This is a genomic window from Xenorhabdus khoisanae (genome assembly GCF_001037465.1).
Classification (GTDB): domain Bacteria; phylum Pseudomonadota; class Gammaproteobacteria; order Enterobacterales; family Enterobacteriaceae; genus Xenorhabdus; species Xenorhabdus khoisanae.
In genome coordinates this window covers 32,600-58,112 of record NZ_LFCV01000056.1, presented here as the reverse complement: position 1 = coordinate 58,112, position 25,513 = coordinate 32,600, and the positions used below count along the sequence as shown (strand labels likewise).

The window sequence follows — 25,513 nt, the reverse complement described above, 5'->3', positions numbered from 1 at the left end:
CACCTACAATAACTCATTGAAATAAATTTCTTGATTTTCAATCTATGCGCAAAAAACACTCTGCAACATATGCCAAATCAATCTATTTTATATAGATATAAAACATAGTTATTAGAATATTAATGATAAGTTAATAATTATCTTTAAATTTGTGCGCTACCACAAAGAAATGAGAAGAATATCTCGTAGTATCAAGATGAAAATATCGCGTATAGAAATTATAAATATGACACTATTCACACATAACAGAATCCGTGACGTTGTCACCGATTCTGTTATGTGGAACGTAAGGAGCAGGATAATCAACGGAAGTAGTATGAATTATTTATCATAAGTTGCACATAATAAAAAATGTATATTGGTTAACCAATTCAGCGATAAATATGAGAATCGAACCGACGAGAATAGAATAAGTGTTATTAATTAATAGGTTATCTCTTCCCTTCCATAAGGCATAAGTCCAGGTTGCCATTGCAATAATATATAAGCACCATGAAAGCATTTTTAGTCCAAAGGCACTTTTGATATTAAGTTCCGTTTGATGTGGGAAGATCATATTGTCATTAACCATTGTGACTTCTGCTAACCATTCCATATAGGCCGGGTGCTCAATCAACCGTACAGTAACACTGATAAAAACAACAAAGAGAGCTGTCATTACTAGCTTAATAGGTAATTTTCCTCGAATGGATTTTCTTAACGGACAGCCGATAAATGATAAAGCCAAGGCAGGGCCTAAAGTAAATACTGCGCCATAGAACAGAAAATAGGTATTGATGTTCGTCCATGTAACCATGTCACTATTGACGTAAATAATCGCCATATAGTGGACGTCAATGACTCCAATGATGCCAATTGCCAACATGATATAAAAATAAACCCGCTTTCTAAGCACAACAAAAAGTGTATGTAGTACGAGCAAGCCAAAATAGACAGCGGCAAAAATCGTTTCTATGTTTATCCATTCCTGCTTAACATTGTGTAACGATTGGTAAACACTAAGTGGATATTCCCAAATATTCAACGAGGAGATAAGCCCGATACCTGCCAGTACACTACTTATTAAGTATGTTTTTAATAATGTTTTTTGCACAAGAATAGTTACTGAATGTTGCCATGTGTTTAGTTCGTACTTAAACCAGTAAACATAAAGTACACTCATCAGCACAAGCCCCACAGAACTTTGCACTATCATTGTAAATGCAATTAACAACCACTCACTCATGTCAATCCTATTCCATTTATCTGTAACCAAACAACATCATCGACGCGTATTACATCCATATATTATTAATTAAATTTCAATTTGATTGAGATATTATATGGAATGGTTAAAATTTTACGCAAATTCGACGTTAATCCAAAAAAAATTTCATATTTTTTTCGCTCGTGATGATATATGCCGCGATTAATGCGGGTATCTGGCTCTTACCAGAACTACCTAAATATGTTAAATTTACGCATATCAATCACTTCTAATGAGCACTCCCTATGATTCCGGAAAAACGTATTATTCGTCGGATTCAATCTGGTGGTTGCGCAATCCACTGTCAGGATTGTAGCATTAGCCAGCTCTGTATTCCTTTCACCTTAAATGAACATGAGCTTGATCAGCTTGATAATATCATCGAGCGCAAGAAACCCATCCAGAAAGGGCAAACTTTGTTCAAAGCTGGTGATTCATTGAGATCACTCTATGCCATCCGTTCAGGAACCATCAAAAGTTATACAATTACTGAAGAAGGCGACGAACAAATTACGGGTTTCCATCTTGCTGGTGATCTAGTTGGATTTGATGCCATCATTAACACTGAACACCCAAGTTTTGCTCAAGCGCTTGAAACATCAATGGTATGTGAGATCCCATTTGAAACGCTGGATGACCTTTCAGGAAAAATGCCTAATCTCCGCCAGCAGATGATGCGTTTGATGAGTGGAGAAATCAAAGGTGATCAAGAAATGATCCTGTTGCTGTCCAAAAAGAATGCTGAAGAAAGGCTGGCTGCATTTATCTATAATTTGTCACGTCGCTTTTCGCAACGTGGTTTCTCACCTCGTGAATTCCGCCTGACAATGACTCGTGGCGACATCGGCAATTACTTAGGTTTGACCGTTGAAACCATTAGTCGCCTGCTTGGTCGTTTCCAGAAAAATGGTATCTTGGCTGTCAAAGGTAAGTATATCGCTGTCGAAGATATGGATAAATTGACCGAATTGGCTGGTAAAGCTCCCGCCAATGTTTCCTAACGTTATCTAAACTTTAAGCCAGATCACTATATTTTGCTGATCTGGCATTCTTTTACCCTGTTATAGTTGTCCATATTGGTTTATCTTCTGTATTAAAGAGGCATCCAGACTCTGCGAGGAATTCAATATGGCAAACTACCAAAACCTCTTGGTCGCAATTGATCCCAATCAGGATGATCAACCCGCATTAAGGCGTGCAGTTTATATCGTGCAACGCAATGGCGGCCGCATTAAAGCATTTTTACCTATTTATGACCTTTCATATGAAATGACTACCCTACTTTCTCCTGAAGAAAGAAACGCAATGCGAAAAGGTGTGATTGGTCAACGAGTCGCTTGGATAAAGCAACAAGCCCATTATTATCTTGAATCAGGGATTGATATTGAGATTAAAGTGGTTTGGCATAATCGTTCTTATGAAGCTATTATTCAAGAAGTTATCACTGGAAATCATGATTTACTATTGAAAATGGCTCATCAGCATTCCCGATTGGAGTCGATGATTTTTACTCCACTGGACTGGCATCTGCTACGCAAAAGTCCTTGCCCTGTCTGGATGGTAAAAGATCAAGTATGGCCAGAAAATGGTTCTGCTGTGGTTGCAGTCAATTTATCCAATGAAGAACCTTACCATAATGAATTGAATCTCAAATTGGTGCGTGAAACACAAGACCTCGCTAATCGCATTGTAAAAGATCCCTTGATTCATCTCGTTAGTGCTTATCCTACTGCCCCTTTAAATATTGCAACTGAATTGCCTGACTTTGACCCTAATGTGTACAATCAGGCATTGCGTGGTCAACATTTGATTGCAATGAAAGAGTTGCGACAGAAATTCCATATCAGTGAACAACAAACCCACGTTCATGAAGGTGTGCCGGAAAAAGTGATTTCTGAAATATGTGATGAATTAAATGCAGGTGTGGTTGTTTTGGGCATCCTTGGTCGAACTGGGTTATCAGCCGCATTTCTTGGCAATACTGCCGAACATGTTATCGATCGGCTTAAATGTGATTTGTTAGCGATAAAACCTGATGGATTTGTTTGCCCTATCAAGGTAGATGAAGAATAACGAGTTCAATAAATGATAGAAGCTCATTGATAGATAGATAGATAGATAGATAGATAGATAGATTGCCCGAACTTTATTTCGGGCAATTTCACACCATATCATCAATAACATTTTCAGGATTTATGTCCACCAAATAAGCTCGCCATCTTTGTTTACTCCCATAAAGCATGTAATAAGTAGCCGTTTTTCCTGCAATTGATTGGCATTTCCTGTTAGAACAGCATGTATCAAATTTCCATTCAGTAGTATTAAATCCCCAGGGGCTATTTCAATGACCATATTCTCATGCTCTTCGAGCGAATCTGTAGGATAAGGAAAACCACTGTGAGTCAATCCAAGAGCTGAACGGGATTCTACGTCTGGGTCAATATTCCACACTTTCAATTGCCCGCCGTCTTGTGGAACTTCTGCATAGAAATTGACAGCCATTACGCGCTTGACACTCTGAATTTCAAAATCATTTTGCCGAGGATCACTCAGTTGAGCCAAATCATCATGGGGTAATAACAAAAACTCGCCTGAGTTATTCCAGTAGACTGCTTTGACATTGCCAGCAAACCGCCCTTGATGCATAGCTGGCCGAACCTGTAATAAATGTTCTGACTGTGAATTGGTTAACTGATTTATAAAATGAATCTGAGGATTAATCGTATCCTGAAAGAGTTGATCAACGGCTAGGCGAAAATATTCGGCTTCTTCGAAATATTCAAAGGTTGTTTTTTCTATGTGGGAAGCACCAAGGAAATATCCTTCTACTCCATCGATGCCGTCACCATATCGAGGTTTTCTTGCTGGAGAAAGCCAGAAATTATTAATAATTTTCTTTCGTTGTTCCTCTGATAAAAAATGACGGATTCGACATGCTGCAAGATGACCATCCAGAAGAGCATCAACAGCACTTTTTTCTATGCAGCCTTCAGTTTCATGTATAACAAATTCTGATTCTGCCAACTTTACTCCTGTGAGCGATAATTTTTTGTGCGTCATGGCTGTTCCTTTACTGTATTACGTCATGTTTTGTTTGTTTTATTTTCAGCTATTTTGGTGTTCATACTGGAATTCATTTTTATTTCTTGAGTTTTATGCAGCAATTTTCGTTTCCTGTGTAAAAAACCTAAAATAGCAGGTACGGGGCTGACTATTCTTTCCTGTTCTTTGAATTTAGAAGCATATCTTTTACGCAATTTAGGCAAAAGGCTCCAGTGCGTACCACCTGAAATATGATGTTCTTGATGATGACCATCATTAAAAGTTAGTAAATTATACAATTTCCCATAATAACTGACTGAATTAGAGAATTGATTCTCTGGATTTGCACCGTAATGCTCATAATAGTTCTGAACATTAACTAAAATAAAAGCAATTAATAACGAAGGTAAATAGCAAAGCAATGTCCATTGCCAAGATAGAGTAAAGAAAAAAGCCAACCCAATAAAAATAGCCACCCGATCTAAACGTAATTGGATGAGTTCTTTTTTCTTATTAGTTTCGATTTTTGAAATCAGTTTATCAAACCCATGATCATATGGACTAAATGGTTTCTTCCATGAAAATACTGCCCATAATACGTGAGGAATCATGCTATAAAGTGTATTGATTCCACTGAGAATAGCATAGTTCCACAATGTATTGTGTTCTCCGCTTTTACCTCCCAAGAACGTTGATGAGCTATCTTTAATCGGATCACCATTATCATTATGATACTTATGGTGATTTCTAACATGTGTAAGATTATAGGCTTGGATTGATTGCCCTATATTGATAGAGTTTAGCATGGAAACAAAACTATTCATGGTTGGTGATATAAACCATGGTGTATGACTAAAGAAATGTGAAATGACTATAATATTATAAGTGGAAATCAATGAAACAATAGCAATATTAAATAACCAACCTGAAATGGAAAAAACATTCCAATACCACGCTAATGTGACGCTCATAACAATATTTAACAAGCTAAAAATAAACATGATAGAATCTTTAGAAGAATATTTCCATATTTTCATATTTACCTCATCGTTAAAACTTCAACAGTGAATATATTTTCAAGTTAATATTTTTATTGCGATAAATATACAATTAACTTTGCCAAATATTCACTGCTAATAATTTTTTATTAACAATCAAAAATAAGATTGTAAACTACCACGACGTCTGACATCTAATGTTGCACAATGGAAAGAGCCACCGAAGCTGTTGAAATTTCTGAAATTACATGTGATGGGTGTAAATCCCCAACGCTTCATCGCTGCTATCATTGGTTCATCCTGCTTTTCTACAATAACTCGATTTTCATCCAACATTAATATATTCATATTGATCCACTTACTGGTCATATATAAAGGATGAGAATCAGGAATAATCGGTTTTGGTGCGTGCAATACATCCCAACCTTTAAATAGTTCAGGAATTTTCGATACTTTTTTAGGATTAATTAGCAACTTCCCTGGTGCAATGGGAAAAAAAGTGGCGTCAATATGCATTGGATTTGGATCATCAAATTCAAAGACATGGATACGATATTCATCACCAATATGTCTTCTTAACCATTCAATCCCAAAATCATTTGTTACATGGCTTTTCTGAGCAATAATGTCTCGACCACAACGATAGAAATCAGCCGCATCAAAAGTGGGTTCGAATTCTGTAACTGCAAGAACAACCCTTTGCTGCTCTTTACTCTCCTTCTCCCAATCGAAATTATATTGTGCATCAGTCAATTGGGGTTTAGGTGCTGCGTTCCATTTAGCACCCGCCTTGAAATATTCTTTGAGTAAAGATTTATAAGCTGCTGTTTCAAAATAACGAGAACGCCATGCCAATGGACACTCAATAATATTGTCGCCAATAACAAAAAGTATATCCCGAGGCATGGCGCAATATAATCCTGTACTCGCCCACCCTGGCGCACCAAATACTTGTGATTGATCTTGCACATCAGGACGACGAACTTTAACACCTTCACTTTCAAGAATGTGAACAAATTCTTCTAGTTCTTTAGAAGCGGATTCAATAAATTCTTTGGGAAAAGAACGCCCTGCATTTCTTTGGAAATTGACAATTTGATTGTCTGGTAATACAGGTTCCAGTGCCATATGCCATGCAGGAAATCTGGCACCATTAACAATACCAACAATAACTTCTTCAAGTGGATCCCACTCAGTATATGCATTAACGGGTGATTTAGATGATTTTAAATGAGGTGGTTGTCTCATTTTGCCCCCTTTCGTTATTGAATGTCTCTTAATGCTCCCGTTTGTTGAGATTAATCAGATTTTAAAAATTAGCAACTCCAGTGATCTCCAATTGTATCCTTATTGTAAATATTCATCATAATAAACCATATAAATTATGGAAAATTAATCCGTTGAATTCACTTGATATTTCCAATCTTCTTTGTCTCTTTTGTGCTAAAAACCAGAGCCAAGCCGATTATTATCGCGAACATTCCAAGGATACTTAAAATAGATAACGTGTTACCTAAAAATAAATAATCCATTATTGCTGTTACCCCTGGCACAAGATAAAACAAGCTAGTGACATTGACTAAATTACCCGCTCTGATAAGTCGATAAAGTAATAATTGAGCAACAACAGAAATGACTAAACCAAGCCACAATGCAGGCACAATAAAACCTATAACGGGTTCAATATGAAAAGGCTTGAAAGGAATAAATAACAGGCAAAGTAATAAACTTACACCATATTGCAATGGTAAGACTTCAGAAGGAGCTTGATGGATTTGTTTCTGAAAGATGGCGCCGATACTCATGCAAAACAGAGCTGCCAAAGCAAAAAAAGTGCCTGAAAAGGAAAATTCCGTCAATACCAAACCTTGAAATACCACCAGCATTAAGCCAATGAAAGATAAGATTAATCCCATTAAACGGTAAGCAGTGAAGTGCCTTTCCATCACCCAAAGTGTAATAATCGGTTGAATTCCCATCACTGTAGCCAAAATACCGGGCGTTATACCATGTTCCAATGCCAGAAAATAAAAAATAGAATATCCACCGATGATCAATAAACCCACTGTGGCAACTTTTTTCCTATTTCCAGGAGCAGGAAGGTAACGTTTTTTGAACATACAGAGTATCAACAGAAACAGAAAAGCAATGGAAAAACGTACCGTCAAAATGGCAAAAGAAGAACTATGATCTAACCCCCAACGGGAAAAGATAGCGCCACTGCTCCATAATAAAACGAAAAGAGAAGTTGGACCGTAAGTACTCCAAAGTGTTTTTGAGGTCATATAAATACACCTATCAATGGTTATTGATAAAAAACTAAATAATTAACATTGAATGAGCGGTATGTCGAACGATATTTGATCATAAAAAGAGTCAGTTCAGGAAATGAGGAGCATTGAATTTTTTAGCGATAAGTATGAACTCATATTTTTATTGGATAAAAAGCCCCCCTGATGTGAAGTGACACAATAAAGAAAGGAGCTTTGTTTTTAGTTAAGGTTAGAAAATAGTTCTTCTCTGTCAAAAATTGAGATTTCTGGCGGCATTCTTTAAGCGTTCATCTCCACGTCGATCATATTTCTGGGTCGTGGTAATACTTGAATGCCCCATTGCATCTTTGACGGTTACGATATCTTCACCATTATCCAACATGGCTGATGCAAATGTTCTGCGCAGATCATGGGGAGCAAATTTTTCCAATCCACTTTCTATTCTGCGTATCTCAAGGATGTGATAAATAGCTTGATCTGACAAGCGGTTATCAGTTACGTCATCATGGCGACGAATGCGGGTAAAAAGCGGGCCGGCATGATCCCCGCGAACTTCATCTATCCAACGGTTTAAACGTTCCCATGTTCCTTCGGGCATATAAGATAAGCGTTCTTTATTCCCTTTTCCCATAACCCTTAATGCTTGTTCGCGACGAATAATGTGTTTCATATCTAACGAAACAATTTCTGATCGTCTCAGACCACAACCTAAAAGCACTCCAATAATCGCAGCGTCACGTAATCCTTTTGTACTAACATCGTTTTCACAGGTAAAAAATAGATCTTTTATTTCATAACGCTCAAGCGCCCTGCCTTTTGGCAATCGATTTCCCCTGACAGATCGCACTTGTTTTATATGTTGAAAATTGTCGGTGTCGAGTTGTTTCATTGTCCAGGCTTCCAATGCAACACCTTTCAAAGCAGAAAGATAAGTATTAATTGTTGCCGGCGCTTTACCCGAATCTGAAAGCATTTCCATAATTGCTTGAACATGGTGACGACGGAGTGCGTGCCAAGCACAGTCCCGCACATTTTGATATCCCAACATTTTTGCCACGATATCCAAAAATGATTTCATCGTTTGGCGACTGCGTTTTGAGCCAAGACTGACAAGATATGCAACTGCGGGGTTTTCATATATCTGCTTTCCCGATGCTGATATCGACATCAGCTTACCCTGATTTTGTTGAGAGTCGGTTAGCACAATAAGTGATTTTTTATCACCACTATTTTCGTGGTTATCTTTATTTTGATTGTGATTGTTCAAAGCTACCTCCCGACTTCAATGTCTACAGTTCGCCAAAACATAATCCATTGATAGAGTTTGAACGGAACAGATATTTCCATTTTATTATCCCTAATAGTTTGTTTTTCACGCAATCTAAGTGCATCTTAGCGGTTATGCTACGTAAAAATTACGGCTAATTACTCACACCATCTTATTCAATAAACCTTACTTTTTCAAATGTATCTTTTAATAAGTAGAATAAATACGGATTGATAATGTTTAGTTAACTCGTTGATAAGGAACAATAAAGTTTGTACGCAAGGGATAATTTCTGATGTACAACACATTGATGTAGCTGTGTTGTGTTGTCTTCAGATCATCAAAAGTGGCTGGATCAACGCAGTTTGTGTTGTTGAGTGAAATTGGCATTATTGAACTTAACATAGACAAACCTGCTTATGCTGGTCAACATTACTAAATGGCAAAAAGTTTGCCCATAGTAGATTTCCAACATCATTTTATGAGCCTAATGTGTGAGTCACTATCGATATTGATACGACCGCAGTATACCTTCAAAGTAAAAATGTTACGCCTGTGGGCAAGGCACTGACGTCCGAATAACGCCAGATACAGGCACATTAACCTTAAGTTTTCCCGGTATCAGTGGTAAACAGAAAAGCTTATTGCTCAGCCTGAGCGATATCATTCTGCATATCCGTTACACCATTCGTTCTTGATCCAAACATTAACTGAACAGAGACCCTGTACAGGGTCTCTGCCCACACATTGGAAAAACCCACTTTGTCATTCATGACAAAGTGGAAATGAACATGATTGTTATGCTTCGGATTCATTATGACGCGCTGAGGCGTTAAAGAAGAAGTTATTAAAAGCCCGTTTAAAACCGCTCCAGGTAACCCGGCTAGCGGCATTGGCAACGTCCTCCCCAACGGCATGATGAGCGGCCGCAGCTGTCCCGCCAATGGCTGCACCAACCCATTCACTGGGTGTACGGCTATAAGGCAATAATACTTCAGAAATATTTCTTCCTACACTTTCTCCTATCATTCGGCCAAACCAGCCCCTGGAACTGACAGCATGGGAAACGGCAGAGCTAATGCCTCTTCTGAGCAGTAACCGGCCTATAAACCGATAAGGGCCATCCCATAGATTACCAATGAGCCTTCCCCATCGAGCACCATACATAGCGCCAATCGCTGCCCGTTCACCAAGCTCAGAACTTCCCTGATGGCGGCCAAGTAATATTCCGCCAATAATTGCGCCTGATAGTGCCCCTAACCGCTCTGGCGCGCTGACATTACCGGGCCTGAGCGTATCCAGCGTACCTTGTCCGGCGGGTGTGGCAATACTGATAGCCATGCCCGTGTTATGTTCTCCGGCTAAAGCCATTAATCCTCCAACGGTTACCGCGGTTCCTACGGAAATGGCTGTCCCTGTCGAAGAGCTGTTAAATAGTGCAGACGTAACAAGCGATGTGATAGCAAAAGCGCCTATCTGAACGGGAACAGAACGTTTACGCGTCAGATAACTTAAAACTTCCCCAATTTTTTCTGAGATGTTGTTCGCGAAAAACCCCATCACCGCCCCGGAGACAAAACCCCCAATTGCAGCCCCGACGATCCCCCAAGGCGTCGCTCCCGCAATCGTTGCTGCCTTAACCCCCAGACTTGCCATCCCCACACCCAGAACAAAAGATCGTAATCCTCGGTTTAATTTCAAAAATGTATCAAAGGAAGCGCCTTGTTCAAGAAGATGTTCTGTAGTGGTGTTTACTGCCCGTCGATAGGCTTTTTTCCCTATCCAGGCAAGGACTCCCTGACCAGGAAAACGGCCATCAGGATCAGAAAAAACGATGGGGTTATTCCTGCACATTCTGAATAAATTGAGACCATCGACCTCACCTTCAGGATCTACACTCAACCATCGCCCTGTCCACGATTGATAATAACGATAGCCGTAGTAATACAACCCTGTTACATCCCGTTCTTTGCCAGAATAACGCACGGTTTTGTAATCCGCTTCTGACTGACTTCGGGCTGCCCACACGGCAGTTCCCCCATAGGGGTAATATTCTTCCTGACTAATGATCTGCCCGTCACTGTCCAATTCCAGCCCGCTGCTGCCAATCAGGTTGCCATAACTGTAACGCAGCTGATCATTGCTGATATCCGCCGGTTTGCCGGTTTCCCAATGCAGCACCCGGACTTGTGCCTGACCCGCTTCACCCACAGTGATGACCTGCAAAAACTCTTTTAATGTATTGCCGCTATATGTCGTGCGCCATTCCAGCTCTGGCAAATATAATGTTCGCTGTATTTGCTCACTGTTACCTGTCTTCTGAATATGAGTCTTAATCACACGCTGACTGTCTGCGTCATAGCGGTAGAATTCCTGATCAGGCGTCGTATTTTCCCTGTTGACCAATATCACTTGTTGTAATTCGTCACGGGGTGTCCAGCAAAGATCCTGACCGGGAACAAGCCGGGTCTGATGTCCGCCGGGGGTGAACAACATATCCACCTTAGTGGGATCTTTCGCCAGCTCCTCCAATACAGCCCGGTTGCTGTGATCTGAGACTGTCATGTTCGTTGTGTAGTTATTATCGGTGATCGGTGAATTATGGCGAATTCTGGTCAGATTTCCCCCACGATCGTAGTCGTAAGTGCGAGAGTAATTAGTATAAGTATTGTTATCAATCAGAGCGGGGATGGGTAACTGGTTTTTTTGTCGGCCAATATTCGCCATTTCACGCCCAGTGACGGAAACCAGTTGGTACAGGCTGTCGTAGGTGTAAGTATTTTCCGGTACAATTTTCTGGTTGCGCCAAAAGCGGGTAATTTCAGCATCGTTAGTTGATTTCAGCACATTTCCGACAGGATCATATTCATAACGCAGATTCTGTAAAATTTTCTCCCCAGCGGCATGACCAGAAGGACGTTCTGTTTTTATACCAATAATGCGTTGCGTCTCGGGTTCATGTGTATATGTGGTCACTATCCCGTTACCATGTTCCTCCCGTAGCTTCTGGCTGGCAGCCGAATAGGTCAGGGATTTAATAATAACCTGTTCTTGTTTCCCCCTCAGCGCCAACCAACTGCCTTGAAGCAGACCGGCCACATCATAGGCGATACGTTGCTTGTTTCCGGCAGCATCTGTACTCGTTAATACCGTTCCGGTGGCATCTGTTGTGCTGACAGAAGTGAATTTTTCCGGCGCCAGCACGTTTTTCCAGCCAGATTCATCCATACCTTGCCAATTTGCTTCCCTGTCATCTTTCAGTAATTGCTGTGTAATGGACAAGGGTATGCCGGTTAACGATATGCTGTTGGTCTGATTCATTCCGGTGGGATCATAGTGGACCACGCACTGCCCGGCCAGATTGTTGCCTTTTTCTGCCGGAGTATTTCCTGACCAGATCAATCGCTCTGTGATACAGGCGTTCTCTCCTTTTACCTGCTCGGTAATACTTAATAAGCGTCCCGGCAAGTTATCACTTTCATACTGAAACGTTCGGCTAACGCCATTGGCGCTGACAGCTAAAACGGGACGCCCGGCAACATCATGCAAGGCAACACTGGTTCCGGCATCCACACTTTGCGTACGCAGTACTTTCTTACTGAGTGATGACAAGCGAATAAGATTTGGTGTAATGGCGTTCTTGTCACTCGCTGTCTGCTGGCGTTCATAAAATCGCGGATCAATACTCTGGGTCAGCGCACCTTGGGCATCATATTGATAACCGGTGATACGTTCATCTGTTACCTGAGGGGTATCGGGGTGCCGATACCAAGCTATTTCGCGTACTGTCTGACCACGGTTGTCCAATACAGTGACGGATGGCGTATTACTGTGAACGAAATTCTTCATAATTCATTCCTAAATAAAGTGATGCATGTTCAGCGAACAGACATCACTGAACTTTATGCTGTCATTTCACCGGCAGTGTCATTTTCATCTTCATTCACCACAAACCAGGGCGTGAATAAGGATCGACGTAACCCGCCCTTAGCGGTGATAACCTGATATTCACGCCCCAGCGGATCATAGCAATGGGTATCGGCATACAGGTCCTGCCGGGCGCTGTCATCACTGACGTACTGCCAACTATTCAGGAAATACGGTTGATACATCCGCAAAGCCTGCCCTTTTCCGTCATATTCTGTACGTCCGGAAACTGCCCAGCGGAAATCGGTTATCGCCGTTTTAGGCTCACCATGACTTTCAGCCACAATGGCTCCGTACTCATCACGTACCCAGGCTTCCCCACTTTCATGGCGTACTGCTGTTTGTAATGTTCGCCCAAAGCCATCACTAAACGTAAACGTTTGACGTAATTGTTGTTCCGGATCGGCATCATAGCGGTCAGTAATTACGCTCAGGATATGGGGTGGATTCTGTGAATTGACTTGCATTGGCATGGCAGCGGCAGGGTTATTTTGTTGCCAGCGGCGAAAAGCAAGCGACAGGAAATAACCATCTTCAGTGATGATCCCGGCCGATTTCAGCTCTTCATAATGAGAAAAGTTGATCTGATTAGAAAAATCGACCTGAACCATCCAGCTCAGAGGGACATAAACCATCAGTCCTGCAACAGGTATACCGGGTTTCAATGCCAAGGCATCATCCACCGTTGTGGGGACAATAAAGGGGACAGTTTCATTTTCCTGCGGGGTATATCCTTGTCTTTCACCGTTTTCAGTCCCCCAGAAACGGAAGCTGGTTACTCTCCCCAGTGCATCAAACGTTACGGTGTGATAGTTATCATTGATATCTGTGGTGTTATCCACAACCATGAATCGATAATCGTAATGCGCTTGCATACGCAGACCAGCCGCATCTTCTGTCGCGGTGATAACACAGTAATGGCTATCCCACGTCACTGTCGTTTTACCTGTGAGCCTGGTTTCCCGTTGCACCAATGGCCGATAGAATCCATCTGCACCGGCGTATTCTGTGAATTCCTTTTGTCCCACCCAGACACTGAAATCTGCATTTTCACTGAACGGCACATTTGCAACATGCCAGCCAGCATCATTCAGCTGTTTTGTCAGCGCCTGCTCATCCATGACCTCCTTAAAAGCCGCCAGCGATCGTTCATCAAACTCTGCGGTTTCAATGTATGCTACCAGCGGAGGAATGGCGGGCCGTTCTTCTGGACCGGTATATGCCACACGTTGATGTCCCAGATAATCGGCTGCTGCATCAGGCAACAACAATGCTCCTGCACCTGTGGCAGCAAACCACTCAAGGGAAAATCCATCGTCCGGCACTTTATCTGCATGATAAATACGTGCGTCACTGCGTGAGGTATCCATCAGCCCTGTGATCCACGTATTATCATCATGATTCAGATGATGATAAGAAGAACGCTGGCGTGTCAGACTAAGGCACATCTGCTGTTCGTCGTAACTGCTGGTGAAAAGTGTTTCGGGCAGGGTATCCGGATAAGGCGATAACTCAGGCTGTGGACGTCTCGGATAGGCAATCTCGATATTGTCCTGCGGAAATCCTAACGCATCAGATTGAAGGACGATCTTTTGGCTGCACTGTGGATCGGTAGCAACCCGTTCATATCGGTATTGGCGGGATTCGGCCACCGAAACCAGTACCGCAGGAACGTCCGATGCCATAACCGGTAACAAACGTACTTGGGTGCGGGATTCATCCACTGAATAAGGTGTACTGGCCAGTATAGAATCATCATCCCCATACAACTCACTCCGTAAGCGTTGTCCTTTTAACGCCCGAAACAACCAGTATTCTTCCTGTTCGTTCGGCATGATGGCGATATCATCACCGGATTTTTCGTCATAACGGGTAAAGCGTGGGGTAAAATGGGGAAATGCCTGTTGATCCCCCTGCCAATATTCAGTGGACAGAAGAATATCGACTTCTCGTACACCAGTGCTGTACCAATTAACCGTACGCGAAGGGGCCGGTGGTTCAGCATGTGCCCCCTGTGTCGCACTCGCCCGTGAATCAATGTCAGTTTGCGTCACACGCCCAAAACCACGAAACTCCCGTTCCAGACCATCCCAGGCACCGTGTGAGTAATTATAATGGCTCGTCAATCGGTTACCGGAAATTTCATCCAGAACTTCCGTGCGCCACAACACATGCACAGGGAACGGTAAGTAGCTGACAGCCGTAATCCCAGATTCAGAAGCCTGTAATTTCTCATCCAGCCAGAACTGGGCAGAGCTGCGATAATATAGCGTGGTTTCTGTTCCCATATTGTTATTGACGGTACTCAGCAGCCAAGGCTTGAATGTGGTCATATCCAATCGCCAGTGCTGCACATTCATATGGGGGACCGTCAGAATAATGCTGGCAGTACCTAATCCTTGTGTATCCGTTACTTGTAACCGACAAGTATTATCAAAATGTACCCCATCCGGCAGATCGATACGCTGAGGTTCAGCAAAACGATTGCCGCTTTCATTGGGATAGAGTTCAAGGTAAGAACTGCGGGCATAAATAAAATCGGTGGTGCCTGAGCCATCTATGTCTACCATATACAATCTGTCGGGGTTAAAAGTTTCCCCGCTAATATGGAAGCCTGTCATAATCAGCGGTTCACCAAATTTTCCATGCCCCAGGTTCGGCCAGTAGCGCACGCTATTTGCCGTCACTTCCACCAGATGTGATTGCCCGGAGCCTGTCATATCACTGAATGCAACAAGATGACGCTCATTTCTGCCGGGAACTGGCAGTGGCATATCTGACAAATGAATCACATCCTGAGCGCTATCCCACCCTGCCCGATTATTTGACCAGACACGTACACTATTTGGCCCGATAAGCGCTAAGTCAGGCAGCCCTGCCCCGTCAATATCAGCCAGTTTTGCCTGTGGATGGAAATATTCGATTGGCACAGCGGATAATGGAATAAAAGGTGTCCATTCACCTTCCGGTGACATTGTGTGGTAGCCCCGTAACCCTGTTGCAGTAATAACCCAATCCAGTCGCCCGTCACCGTTTATGTCCAACAACATCGCGCTTTCCTGTTGTGCTGGAATTTGTGGCAGTGGTTTCGCATCCTCATAGGTAACAACATTCGTTCCTTCGGCAGTGATATCCCGTATCGGAGCACGGTACCACCAGGCTTTATGAGCATCCTGATAAAGTACGCCGGAAATTCCTTCTCCATATAAATCAACCAGTTGGTATGGCTGCAACGTGTTCAGTTTTTCTAACTGCGGCATGGACTGCCAGTTCAGATTCACACCATGATTAACACGTTGATAATCCATTTCCAGTGGGGACATCATCACCGGCGTACCGTCCGTTTCATGTGCCAATCTGCGGGCCGTTTGCAGTAAGGAAACCTTATTGTTCAGGTCATAATCCAGAATAAGGCGGGAAACCAGCGCCGGTGTTTCTTCTGCAACATTTTCCCCTGCCAGCGCTTTTAGCTGATGAAACATCAGAATTTGGCGACACAAGCGACGGGTTCGAATTTCAAACCCATATTCATAGCGGGAGAAACTATCCGGACGACAACGCCATTTTTCAGAAACATGGAATTCGGGTACAGAGTTCAGCGAAGATGAACGCTCACCGTAATCAAATACCAGATGAAACAACCAGTCATTGTCAGCAGGAATACCTGATTTTACAGCGAAAAAAGCGGTTTCCGACTGAGTATTGCCATAGCTGACTTTTGCCAGATAACGCTGGGCCGTAACACCTGAATGCTGAGCAAGTTCATTCTCATCACAGTCAAGATCGTCTTCTGCCCGATAGTGATAGTAAATATGTTCCCCGGTATGCGTGACGGTTTCCTCCATCAGCCAGCGGGCAATTTTGGTTTCATCTTGCGGATCAGCAATACGTGCATGGTGATGCTTACCGAACAGGTGCACTAAACCATCCGCCGTAAAAAGTACCCAAAAAGAAGTCTCTTCTTCACGTTTCTGCTGCGGCTGCCAGTGCTCTAAACGGACGATTTTTTCTGCCACACGGGACTGATAGCGGGTAACGATATACGGTTGTGTCAGAACAGTCCCCAACAGTGAGGTTGCGGTGCGTTGCTCTGGTTGCCCTTGGCTATCTGGCACAATACTCAACACTTCCCCATCCGGCCCGAGATACTCATTTTGTCCCGGATATTCATTTTGTCCCGGATATTCATTTTGTCCCGTATAGTGTGGAACGCCCTTGGCGGTACGCAGACTGATAAAGCCAACCCCACATTGCCAACCCATCCCGAATGATCCATTGCCTGCAATACTGCTGTAATTAAGTGATAACACCGGCACCAGACCACGCCCGACAGAGACCGGTAAGGGCAGTGAAAATGACGCTCCCCCCTCCGCTCCGACAGCGTTGAATGCTTCTCCCATTCCTTTCAGTGATCCGCCGCCTGAGGGCAATGATGGTATTTCAAGTTTCAAAGGTGTTGAACCCTGCATAAAAACTCCTTAAACAGGCTCCCTCAGGAGCCTGCCTATCACAATGTTTTAATTAGGAACGAATGGTGTAGCGGATGTGCAGAATGATATCGTTCAGGCTCTCCAGCAGCGCTTTCTGCCGATCAGTCGCATCCGGGAAACTCAACGTCAGGCTGCCGCTGTCATTCACGGAAATACCTTCAAACGGCAGATAACGGGGATCGTTGAAATCCAGCATAAATTGACCACTGTCATTCACGCCGTGGGAGAGAGCAATGGCACTGCAACCGCGTGGCATGACGATGCTGCCACCGTAATTCAGCACGGCCCGGATATCTTCATACGGACCCACCAGTGCCGGCAAGGTGACACTCACCTGCTTCAACTGACGGGTATTACCGAGGCTTTCTGGGTAGTCGCTGAAAATTTTCAAATCAGACAATCGCACTGAGGCTTCTATCTGGCGGTTGCTGAGTTTCAGTTCATTGCCGGAAATGCCTGCACTGCCTTTGCCTTCACGGAGGAACTGAGTGAGTTTTTCTGTCAGGCTAAAGCTGTCTGATGACAAGGTCTGGTATACCTGAGCCAACGAGACGGTACGGGTCACTTCCAGCGCGCGCTCATCACGCTCCAGCCAGGCTTTTTCCATCTCTGCCAGGCTCAGTAAGAGGGTTTCACCCGCCATTAAACCCGCCGTCGTGCCGTTCCAGGCGCTGCCGCGGATAAAGGTCACACCGGTATCGGTCAGTTCGCGGCGCAGCGCTTCCTGTGCCATCAGGCAGAAGGACTGGGTCAGGTCAAAGAATTGGTAATAAATGGCGCTCAGTTTGCCGCGCATCCAACTGTAGAGGGCTTTATTTGTGAATTTACGTTGTAAAAGTTCTAACTGAGCCTGCGTCTGCGACTGTTGAGTTTCCTGATATTCCACCTGCATCTGTGCCGCTTCGCGACGGATTTTCAGGGCTTCCAGCTGGGCATCCATCTGCCTGACTTCACCGTCAGCGTTATCGCGCTGAATTTCCCACTCCTGACGGCGGCGGCGGTAGGTTTCCGAACGGCTGATTTTTTCCGCGGAGTATTGTGAAGCGGACGCAGAAAGAGACAGCACGGACGCAGAAGCACGCAGTGCTGCCCCCCAGCGACTTCCCCCACAAGCGAAGCCAAACACGTTTGGCACTAAATCAGCCACCCCTTCGGCTATTGAGAGCGCCTGAGCAGCCACAGATTGGCCTGATGCGGCATCAAACAGTGACATCGCTCGCTGTTCACCAGCGTTAATATCTTCGTCATATAACTGCTGGTATTTTTCCAGACGGTTCTGCGCACTGCGACGGCTCTCTGCCAATACGGCGATATCAGCATCCACTTCATCGACGGTTCGTTGCTGAATACGGATGCTCTGTGTCGCCAGCTCCATACCGTGTTGAAGTAACAGCGTGGTGAGTTCATCGGCGTCATCATGCTCTGCCATATTGAGTAGAGAGGTTCCGAACTGAGTCAATTGTGCCACCAGATTGCGGGCCCGCTCCAGCATCACCGGAAAACGGTATAACGACAGGGTGCCTGTCGGCAATGCACTGCCGCCCTGAGAGGCCTGTACCATACTGGTGAGCAGTGCTTTCGGATCGGTGGGCTCGGCGTAAATCGCCAGTGATAGCGGCTGTCCGTCAATGGAAAGGTTATTGCGCAGGTTAAACAGACGCAGACGCAGGGTTTTCCAGTAATCGGTCAGTGCCGGGTTATATTCCGGCAGGAACAAACCGACCAGCGAGTTCGCGGTACGGGACGGCGTGGGCACCTCACCCCGGTCCAGCGCCGCAAGATCCTGCTGATAGGTCGCCTGCACAGTCTGGCTGGCCGCGATGGAAAGTGATGGTGCAGCCCATTGATTGCTGCCGTCATCCTCTGGCTCATCACCAAGCAGTTCCAAAGCGCGCACATACCACATTTTGGCTTCATTCAGCGCATCGCGGGTCAGTTCGCGATAAGCCATATCGCCGCGCAGAATGAGCTGATCCAACAGACGCATAAAGGTGGCCACTTTGTAGTGCATCGGGTCATTTTGGGCGACGGCATCCGGATCAATGGCATCCAGCGGATTGGCATTCCAGGAGGTGGTATCTTCCAGCGGTCGGCAGTTCCAGGTCCAGGGCGCGATTTCCCCGTTAACGATATAACCAGCCGGATTGTAGACGTAATTCATCCATTTGGTGGCTTCATCGAATTGTTTTTCCTGTAGCAGACGCTGGAAGCACATCATTGGAGTGTAGTAGAACAGTTCCCAGTAATAGAGGGCACAGGCGCTATTAAAGTCCAATGGTTCGGTAGTTTCGCCGTTATGTATTTGTATATTGGCAAACATACTGATATCCGAGTTTTTATTGATACCGATATCGCTGTTTTCACTTCCCACATATATAAAATGTGCTCCATTCCAGGTGCCATCATAAGGTTTCTTCTGGGTGGTTAAAAACACCTTAGCAAGATAATCAATACTGAGCGGTTTATCATCCAACGGAATAAAGAGTCGGACATTAAATTCGTTATCCTGCAACAGCCCCGAATAGATAACATGAACGTTATTATCAACTACATGTTTAAGGTTAAGCTTGAACGCCCGATTGGAGCCATGCGTCGATGGATTATAAGGTGGCAGAGTGAAAGTCGCATAAAAGCCTTTGCCCAACTGGGGTTCCGGTAACTGCTGGGTTTCCATAGTCAGGATGGTATCAATACCGGTATTCGCTTTGGACACCAGTTGCGGTGCCAGCAGGGTGTTGAGGCGAATGCGGTACACCCCGCGCTGCATATACTGTGCGCCAGCACTGGTTTCATACAGAAACAGAATATCTTCCGGATTATAATTGATCCGTTTCACTGACAACGTCTTATTGACTTTACCCAACACGCGCCCGTCTCGGGCTTTAGCCTCAAAAACGATGTTTAGCGGGGCGACATCTTTGGTGAAGGCCAGTTGTGAAGCATCAATGACCAGGGGCTTAAAGGTGTATTGCATGCCATCAAAACTGTTTGTCGGCAAGGAAGCTGCATCGGTACTGGCGGTAAAAGTCTGGGGTTTACTGCCAGCCACCACCGTAATTTTGATATCGGTATTGTTAACACCTGTGTCAATATCCAGCCAGCCAGAGGATTGATAAGAACAAAATATTTGGAAGCCTGAACCAGTATTACCATTAACAGCATAACTACACTTTTTAAAGTCACTAATTTTGTTGCTGCCAACATTGAAAACCTGGCGTAAAAGAGTGTTTGGAGAAAATTTAAACTTGAAAAGTCGAGAATTATAACTTCCGCTATTCCCTATATTTCCGGTTCCCATATCAACAGGAGTTAGAATCAGATTTCTTTCATAATTTCCGTAGCGACTGTCTTGTACTGAAGCGATATAGTTTTTCGTTTTATTATAAACAACAATTGGGCCCCCAAGATTTTGGTAACCACCATAACGCTTGGCGGTATTTGCTATAATAAAAGCATTGCCATACTGTGATTTTCCGTCCACACCAGAAAGCTTCATGGCGCGGGTTTGTTGGTTTCTGAGTGTATTACTGCCCCCATGATATCTGACAGTGAAGGTCGAGTTATTCAGTGTAATAACAAGGTTGTCACTGGAATATTGGCTGGCTATCTGCGGTATATTCCCGTTTTCCATCACCGTCAGAGTATAATCACCCGTGGCAGACCCCATATTCAATGAAGTGGGCATGTCAAAATCCTGAGCGAAACGGTAGCCGGCTTTCCTCACCAACTCGCTGTCTGTAGCGTTGATGATATCAAAGGTATGTTTCAGTTGGCTGTAGCGGCTCAGTGCTGTGTTATCCATCTTTTTCAGGGAACCATCACCGTAAATGACCATTCCTGCTACACTTTTATTGCTGCCGCCAAAATCGGGGTAACTTTCCCCGGTCTGGTATACAAAGACCAGTAAGGTGTCTTCGCCCTGAAAGCCTGAGGCGGCCAGTCCCAGCCGCTTAGTCTCCGGCTTGTCGCCGGTGACCGCCATCACCTGCTTCGTGATATCGTAAGACCAGGGGGCACTCCAGCTGCCGTCATGACGTAAAAACGCCAGTTTCAGGGTAAAACGGTCAAAGGTTTTCACCGGATCAGTGCCATTTTCTGCCACTTCATCTTTTTCCACCCAGATCAGGTGCAGGCGCTCTCTGAATACGACTGGGCGCACTGCATCTCCATATGGGCTGACTGCCGTATCAATCTTCGTCCATTCTTTCCAAGCATTGGCCGGTAATTTACCCGCCTGCATCCGTGAGATATCCACGTTACGCCAGTAGTACTCCGGCAGATTTTCCCGCGTTTGGCCGATGAACCAGGTCAGCCCGGTGTTGCTGTTGACGTTATCGTGATAGGCGCTGACCACTTTCAGATCCGCCACCGTTTCAAAGCGGGTCAGGTAGGTTTTAAACGCCTCTTCCACGGTATCTCTACTGAGCTTACTCTGGCTGATGTTTTCGAGCAGTTCATCCATCATGCGGGTCTGCCCGATACGCTGGGTCGGGTCAATGTAGTTTTCCGGATAATAAACCAGCCGTGACACCCCGCCCCAAGTGCTGTAACGGTTATTCACCGCCCAGTCGGTAAAAAACTGTCGGGTTGACACATCGGCCCGGGCATTGGGTTCTATCCGGTTCAGCGCCCGGTTAATGTAGAGTTGAATCCCGGCAATCGCCTCTGCCAGCCGGGTGGTTTTCACGGCAGAAGAGACCTGATTATCAATCAGGAAATAGCTGTACAGATCATCCCGCCTTTGCAGGGACACACCTTCTGGCGGGATATTCGCCAGAAACCAATTGGATAGCACACTACTCAGGCGCTCTGCGGTATGATCCGACAGTGCCTGAGCCTGTTGTGTACTGAGTCCGGCTTCCATATTTTCTGCCAGCGTCTGCCACTCATTCCAGGAAGGTAGCGCCGGCTCTGCTTTGTTCGGTACGGTCACGTAACGGATATTCACCAACGTACGGATAACCGCCGGCATGGTGTGCAGTTCTGATGCCACATCTATCCATTGCAGTACGGTGTTGATATTTTCCCAGCTCTGAAGACGGCTTACCCCGGCACACTCCATCGCCTGTGTCACCATACTGGTGTCCAGACCCATCACCGATGCCAGTCTGTCTGCCGTTAGCGTCTGCTGGCGCAGCATATCCAGCGTGTCAGAGCTGGGGCTGCCCAGTGCGTTAATCCACTGGTGGAATTTGTAGAGTGATAACAGGGTATCGATATTGTGCTGTCCGGCTGGCTGATTTTTTGTTTCCAGCACCGTGAAGCCGGAGATAACCAGTACGGATAGTTCCGCTTCACTGAGGCGCAATACCTGCACGGAAAGCGACAACTGGGCCATCACATGGCAGAACTGCGCCAGTTGGGTGGTTTCAGCGACACTCAGCGTCTCTTTCAATACCAGTGTCATAAATCCGGCAATATTCAGGCCGCCCGGTCGCAGGTTATCGGTCCACAACAGGATATAACGCGCCATATCCGGTGACGCCAGATGCAGCGTTGCCGCAATAAAAGGCGCGAGAATTTCAGCCTGCAGTTCCCGGTTGTCACTCTGCGTCATATCCTCACTAATACGTGGCCGGAGGGTGTTAAGCAGGTTATTGATTTCCGGTGAAATATTTCCGCTGAATTCGGGTGTACATAATAACCAGAGCTCTTCCGTGGTGATTTCCGCCTCGGCTAACCACTGCGTCACCTGATACAACCAGACAACCAGCTGCGCCAGCTCCCTAAAAGACAAAGAAGCCGTCGTTTTACTGCTGAACGGCGAAAAACTATAAAGCATACACAGTTCATTTACCGTTAGCTGATGTGCATAGGCCAGTAACTTCAGACGATAAAGTGAGGAGATAACAGAAACAGAAAGCGTGATGTTATTTTTGCTGTCCAGCACACCCGCCAGTTTACCTAACTGATACAACTCACCGCTGTTGATACCCAGCCCACGCATCAGGGCTGAACGGGCAAAGGTAGCTTGCTGCTCACCCGGGGCAATATTGACCGTATTACCGTTGGCTTCAAAGAATTTCCCTCTCAGCGGTGGCGTGTTAAAGAGACGGTTAAAGTGGCTGACACTGTCGTCATCGGCATACTGATTGATGACCGAGCCATTCAGCACCTGTGCGTCATCAAAACTCAGCGCATAGCGGCTGTTGTAGAACAGGGTATAGAAAACTTTGGTCAGCACTGAGTCATTGATGATGCCCTGTGCGTTATCACTGTATACAATAGGTTGAAGTTCATCCGGTGAGAGTCCGCTCGCCAGACACAGACGAATGGCTTTATTCAGTTTGAGGGCGAAAATTTTCAGTGGGTAGCTTTCGAAAACAAAGACAGGGGTCCCCCGACTGCCACTACCCTTGCCATGATTATAAGCAAAGATGGTCTTCCCTTCTTTTAGCTCATCAACGGTAAGAGGTGACAGTACATCACTTTGATAAACCGTATTCGCATAAATTGGTGCAGAAAACTTGCCTATAGGCTTGCTATTGCTGATCGTTCCAGCCTTACTTTTACGTATCATCAGGTCGCTATCATTCTTTTTAAAGCTAACCCTGATAACAAAATTATTATCACCTTGATAAAGCAGGTCCCAAAAATTTAGGTGCTTCGAATAATCTTTCCCAGGAATTCTGGTTATCTTGTAAGCCTCGAGCTTACTTTCACTATTGACCACTAAGCCTGTTGAAATATTATCAATATAAACAGAGGTATTATCAGCAAAGTCATTCTGCAACATCCCAAGATATTTTTGCACGTCAGAAAGCTCAAGGCCATAATGCCTGGCTATCCAGGACTGTGACGCGAAATTCTCGGGCGTGATATTTTCACCGAAGTTTTTCGCAAATAAAGCCTCAGCGTTCTCTTCCGTAATCTCTTCAATCAAAATGTTATAAAGTTCCGGCGAAATATTTGCCAGAATAGCCAGCAATGAAGCCCCTTCTGCCTGCCCCATAACCTCCGGGTTACGTGACAGCGCGGATAAGGTACTGTCATGCGTCATAATCACCTGACGGATAGTCTCATAAGGCTGATGGTAAGGGGTGTCAATGGCCTGACGGTAAGTTGACAGGCTCTCCATCAATGCGTCCGGGTTACTGCCGGTCTTGCGGGTAATATGCTCCAGCAACAGTTCATTAGATAGTGTCAGGGTGGAGATTTCCGTATCCATATTACTCTGGCTCAGTGCCAGGTCAGCCAGATCCGGGCGGCGATTATCAAGATGATAAGCCGAGTCTTTGAAATGCAAATCCTTTGCCTCCCGGTACAGCTCGGTGAGATAGCCCGCCGGTGAGAACATGGAAGCCACAGAGCCCGGATGTACAAAGGAAGAAGAGCGAGAACCGAACATTTCATCATAACTGCGCGAAAGGTCGTCTCGTTCAATACCCAGACGGATGGCACGGGATAATTGGGGGTTGGCACGGGTGAAAACACGCGCTTCCAGCAGACGATGATGTTTTTTTTGTTCAACCGCTTCGCGATAGAGATAGTGGACTTCCCCCCAGCTAAGCTGTTCCTCGAACATTTTTCTTAGTTCGCTGAATGAGAAAGGCTGAAGGTCTGCGAGAGTCATTAATTGACCGTCGCGAGTTTGATTGATTCTGTTCAGTAACACATCTGTACTGTACATAATAACCTCAATTATTTTATAAAAAAGTGTTTCAGAAAGTTTAATGGTCAATATTTTGTCGGTTACTATCTTATTTACGATCTAATTTTCTTTATTTGATATTAATCATATTAACTACGGTGTTATTACGAAGGGGGGAATAGAGAGCATTTTTTACTTATTTTTTATTTTCAATGATTAATTTATAATTTGGTTGAATAAATAACGTTTCACAAATAAAGAGTGGTTTAAAACGTTATGCCTTCCCTATCAATGTCAGACATGAGAATTTCATACCATTTCAAAAAGCATCAGAAAAATAATGAAAGTTATTAGGTAAATCCAAGCACAATAAAAATACTCAATGAGTTCATATGGTTACTCCTCTGATATTATAAAAATAATCTTATTTATATTTAGTGAATAAACCATGTATAAGAGGAATGTTAAAAACTGATCATGTAAATAACTCCATTGTGTTACATGAAGCGGTTATTAAATAACTCAGGCTCAATGTAACCTTGATTGGTTATTCATTGCCTATTAGATTAAGGTGGGATTATTAAAATTCAGCCGAATTTTACGCAATCGTTACTATCTTCTTTTGTTGTTCTTTCTTTTCAGCGTTCACCAATGATCATAATAAGTCCTGGTACTGCTG

Annotated in this window: 11 protein-coding genes; 2 read left to right on the top strand and 9 right to left on the bottom strand. The window is 44.4% G+C overall.

Features of this window, described 5'->3' with window-relative positions:
* Positions 1-328 precede the first annotated feature (328 nt).
* On the bottom strand, positions 329-1,225 hold the full coding sequence (locus tag AB204_RS09495) for a dimethyl sulfoxide reductase anchor subunit family protein (protein WP_047963142.1): 897 nt from the start codon (positions 1,223-1,225) through the stop codon (positions 329-331).
* 266 nt (positions 1,226-1,491) lie between these two features.
* On the opposite strand from AB204_RS09495, the gene AB204_RS09490 reads away from it, so the two are divergent.
* Both AB204_RS09490 and uspE read left to right on the top strand, forming a co-directional pair.
* Complete coding sequence (locus AB204_RS09490) at positions 1,492-2,247, top strand: FNR family transcription factor (protein ID WP_047963141.1); 756 nt, start codon at positions 1,492-1,494, stop codon at positions 2,245-2,247.
* Between the two features lie 127 nt (positions 2,248-2,374).
* The gene (gene uspE / locus AB204_RS09485; protein ID WP_047963140.1) at positions 2,375-3,319 is read left to right on the top strand and encodes a universal stress protein UspE; all 945 of its coding nucleotides are present in this window, start codon (positions 2,375-2,377) and stop codon (positions 3,317-3,319) included.
* Positions 3,320-3,439: 120 nt separating this feature from the next.
* Here uspE and AB204_RS09480 read toward each other — a convergent pair whose 3' ends face one another.
* The 8 genes from AB204_RS09480 to AB204_RS09445 form a co-directional block, all read right to left on the bottom strand.
* Positions 3,440-4,306, bottom strand: a complete 867-nt coding sequence (locus AB204_RS09480) for a 2OG-Fe(II)-dependent halogenase WelO5 family protein (RefSeq protein WP_047963139.1) — start codon at positions 4,304-4,306, stop codon at positions 3,440-3,442.
* A 23-nt stretch (positions 4,307-4,329) separates the two neighbouring features.
* Positions 4,330-5,325, bottom strand: coding sequence for a fatty acid desaturase family protein (locus AB204_RS09475; RefSeq protein ID WP_047963138.1), 996 nt, complete (start codon positions 5,323-5,325; stop codon positions 4,330-4,332).
* Between the two features lie 117 nt (positions 5,326-5,442).
* Complete coding sequence (locus AB204_RS09470) at positions 5,443-6,534, bottom strand: amidinotransferase (protein ID WP_047963137.1); 1,092 nt, start codon at positions 6,532-6,534, stop codon at positions 5,443-5,445.
* A gap of 158 nt (positions 6,535-6,692) precedes the next feature.
* Positions 6,693-7,571: a DMT family transporter gene (locus AB204_RS09465; RefSeq protein WP_047963136.1), complete on the bottom strand. Its 879-nt coding sequence runs from the start codon at positions 7,569-7,571 to the stop codon at positions 6,693-6,695.
* A 238-nt stretch (positions 7,572-7,809) separates the two neighbouring features.
* The gene (locus AB204_RS09460; protein WP_235428060.1) at positions 7,810-8,727 is read right to left on the bottom strand and encodes a tyrosine-type recombinase/integrase; all 918 of its coding nucleotides are present in this window, start codon (positions 8,725-8,727) and stop codon (positions 7,810-7,812) included.
* Between the two features lie 897 nt (positions 8,728-9,624).
* On the bottom strand, positions 9,625-12,675 hold the full coding sequence (locus AB204_RS09455) for an RHS repeat-associated core domain-containing protein (RefSeq protein WP_047963134.1): 3,051 nt from the start codon (positions 12,673-12,675) through the stop codon (positions 9,625-9,627).
* A gap of 53 nt (positions 12,676-12,728) precedes the next feature.
* Positions 12,729-17,222, bottom strand: a complete 4,494-nt coding sequence (locus AB204_RS09450; protein WP_047963133.1) for a SpvB/TcaC N-terminal domain-containing protein — start codon at positions 17,220-17,222, stop codon at positions 12,729-12,731.
* 52 nt (positions 17,223-17,274) lie between these two features.
* Positions 17,275-24,873, bottom strand: coding sequence for a Tc toxin subunit A-related protein (locus AB204_RS09445; RefSeq protein ID WP_047963132.1), 7,599 nt, complete (start codon positions 24,871-24,873; stop codon positions 17,275-17,277).
* Positions 24,874-25,513 lie beyond the last annotated feature (640 nt).

Coding starts and splice junctions, on each gene's coding strand:
- AB204_RS09480 (WP_047963139.1), bottom strand. CDS start 4,306: ATGACGCACAAAAAATTATCGCTCACAGGAGTAAAGTTGGCAGAATCA.
- AB204_RS09475 (WP_047963138.1), bottom strand. CDS start 5,325: ATGAAAATATGGAAATATTCTTCTAAAGATTCTATCATGTTTATTTTT.
- AB204_RS09450 (WP_047963133.1), bottom strand. CDS start 17,222: ATGCAGGGTTCAACACCTTTGAAACTTGAAATACCATCATTGCCCTCA.
- AB204_RS09470 (WP_047963137.1), bottom strand. CDS start 6,534: ATGAGACAACCACCTCATTTAAAATCATCTAAATCACCCGTTAATGCA.
- AB204_RS09465 (WP_047963136.1), bottom strand. CDS start 7,571: ATGACCTCAAAAACACTTTGGAGTACTTACGGTCCAACTTCTCTTTTC.
- AB204_RS09495 (WP_047963142.1), bottom strand. CDS start 1,225: ATGAGTGAGTGGTTGTTAATTGCATTTACAATGATAGTGCAAAGTTCT.
- AB204_RS09455 (WP_047963134.1), bottom strand. CDS start 12,675: ATGAAGAATTTCGTTCACAGTAATACGCCATCCGTCACTGTATTGGAC.
- uspE (WP_047963140.1), top strand. CDS start 2,375: ATGGCAAACTACCAAAACCTCTTGGTCGCAATTGATCCCAATCAGGAT.
- AB204_RS09445 (WP_047963132.1), bottom strand. CDS start 24,873: ATGTACAGTACAGATGTGTTACTGAACAGAATCAATCAAACTCGCGAC.
- AB204_RS09490 (WP_047963141.1), top strand. CDS start 1,492: ATGATTCCGGAAAAACGTATTATTCGTCGGATTCAATCTGGTGGTTGC.
- AB204_RS09460 (WP_235428060.1), bottom strand. CDS start 8,727: ATGTCGATATCAGCATCGGGAAAGCAGATATATGAAAACCCCGCAGTT.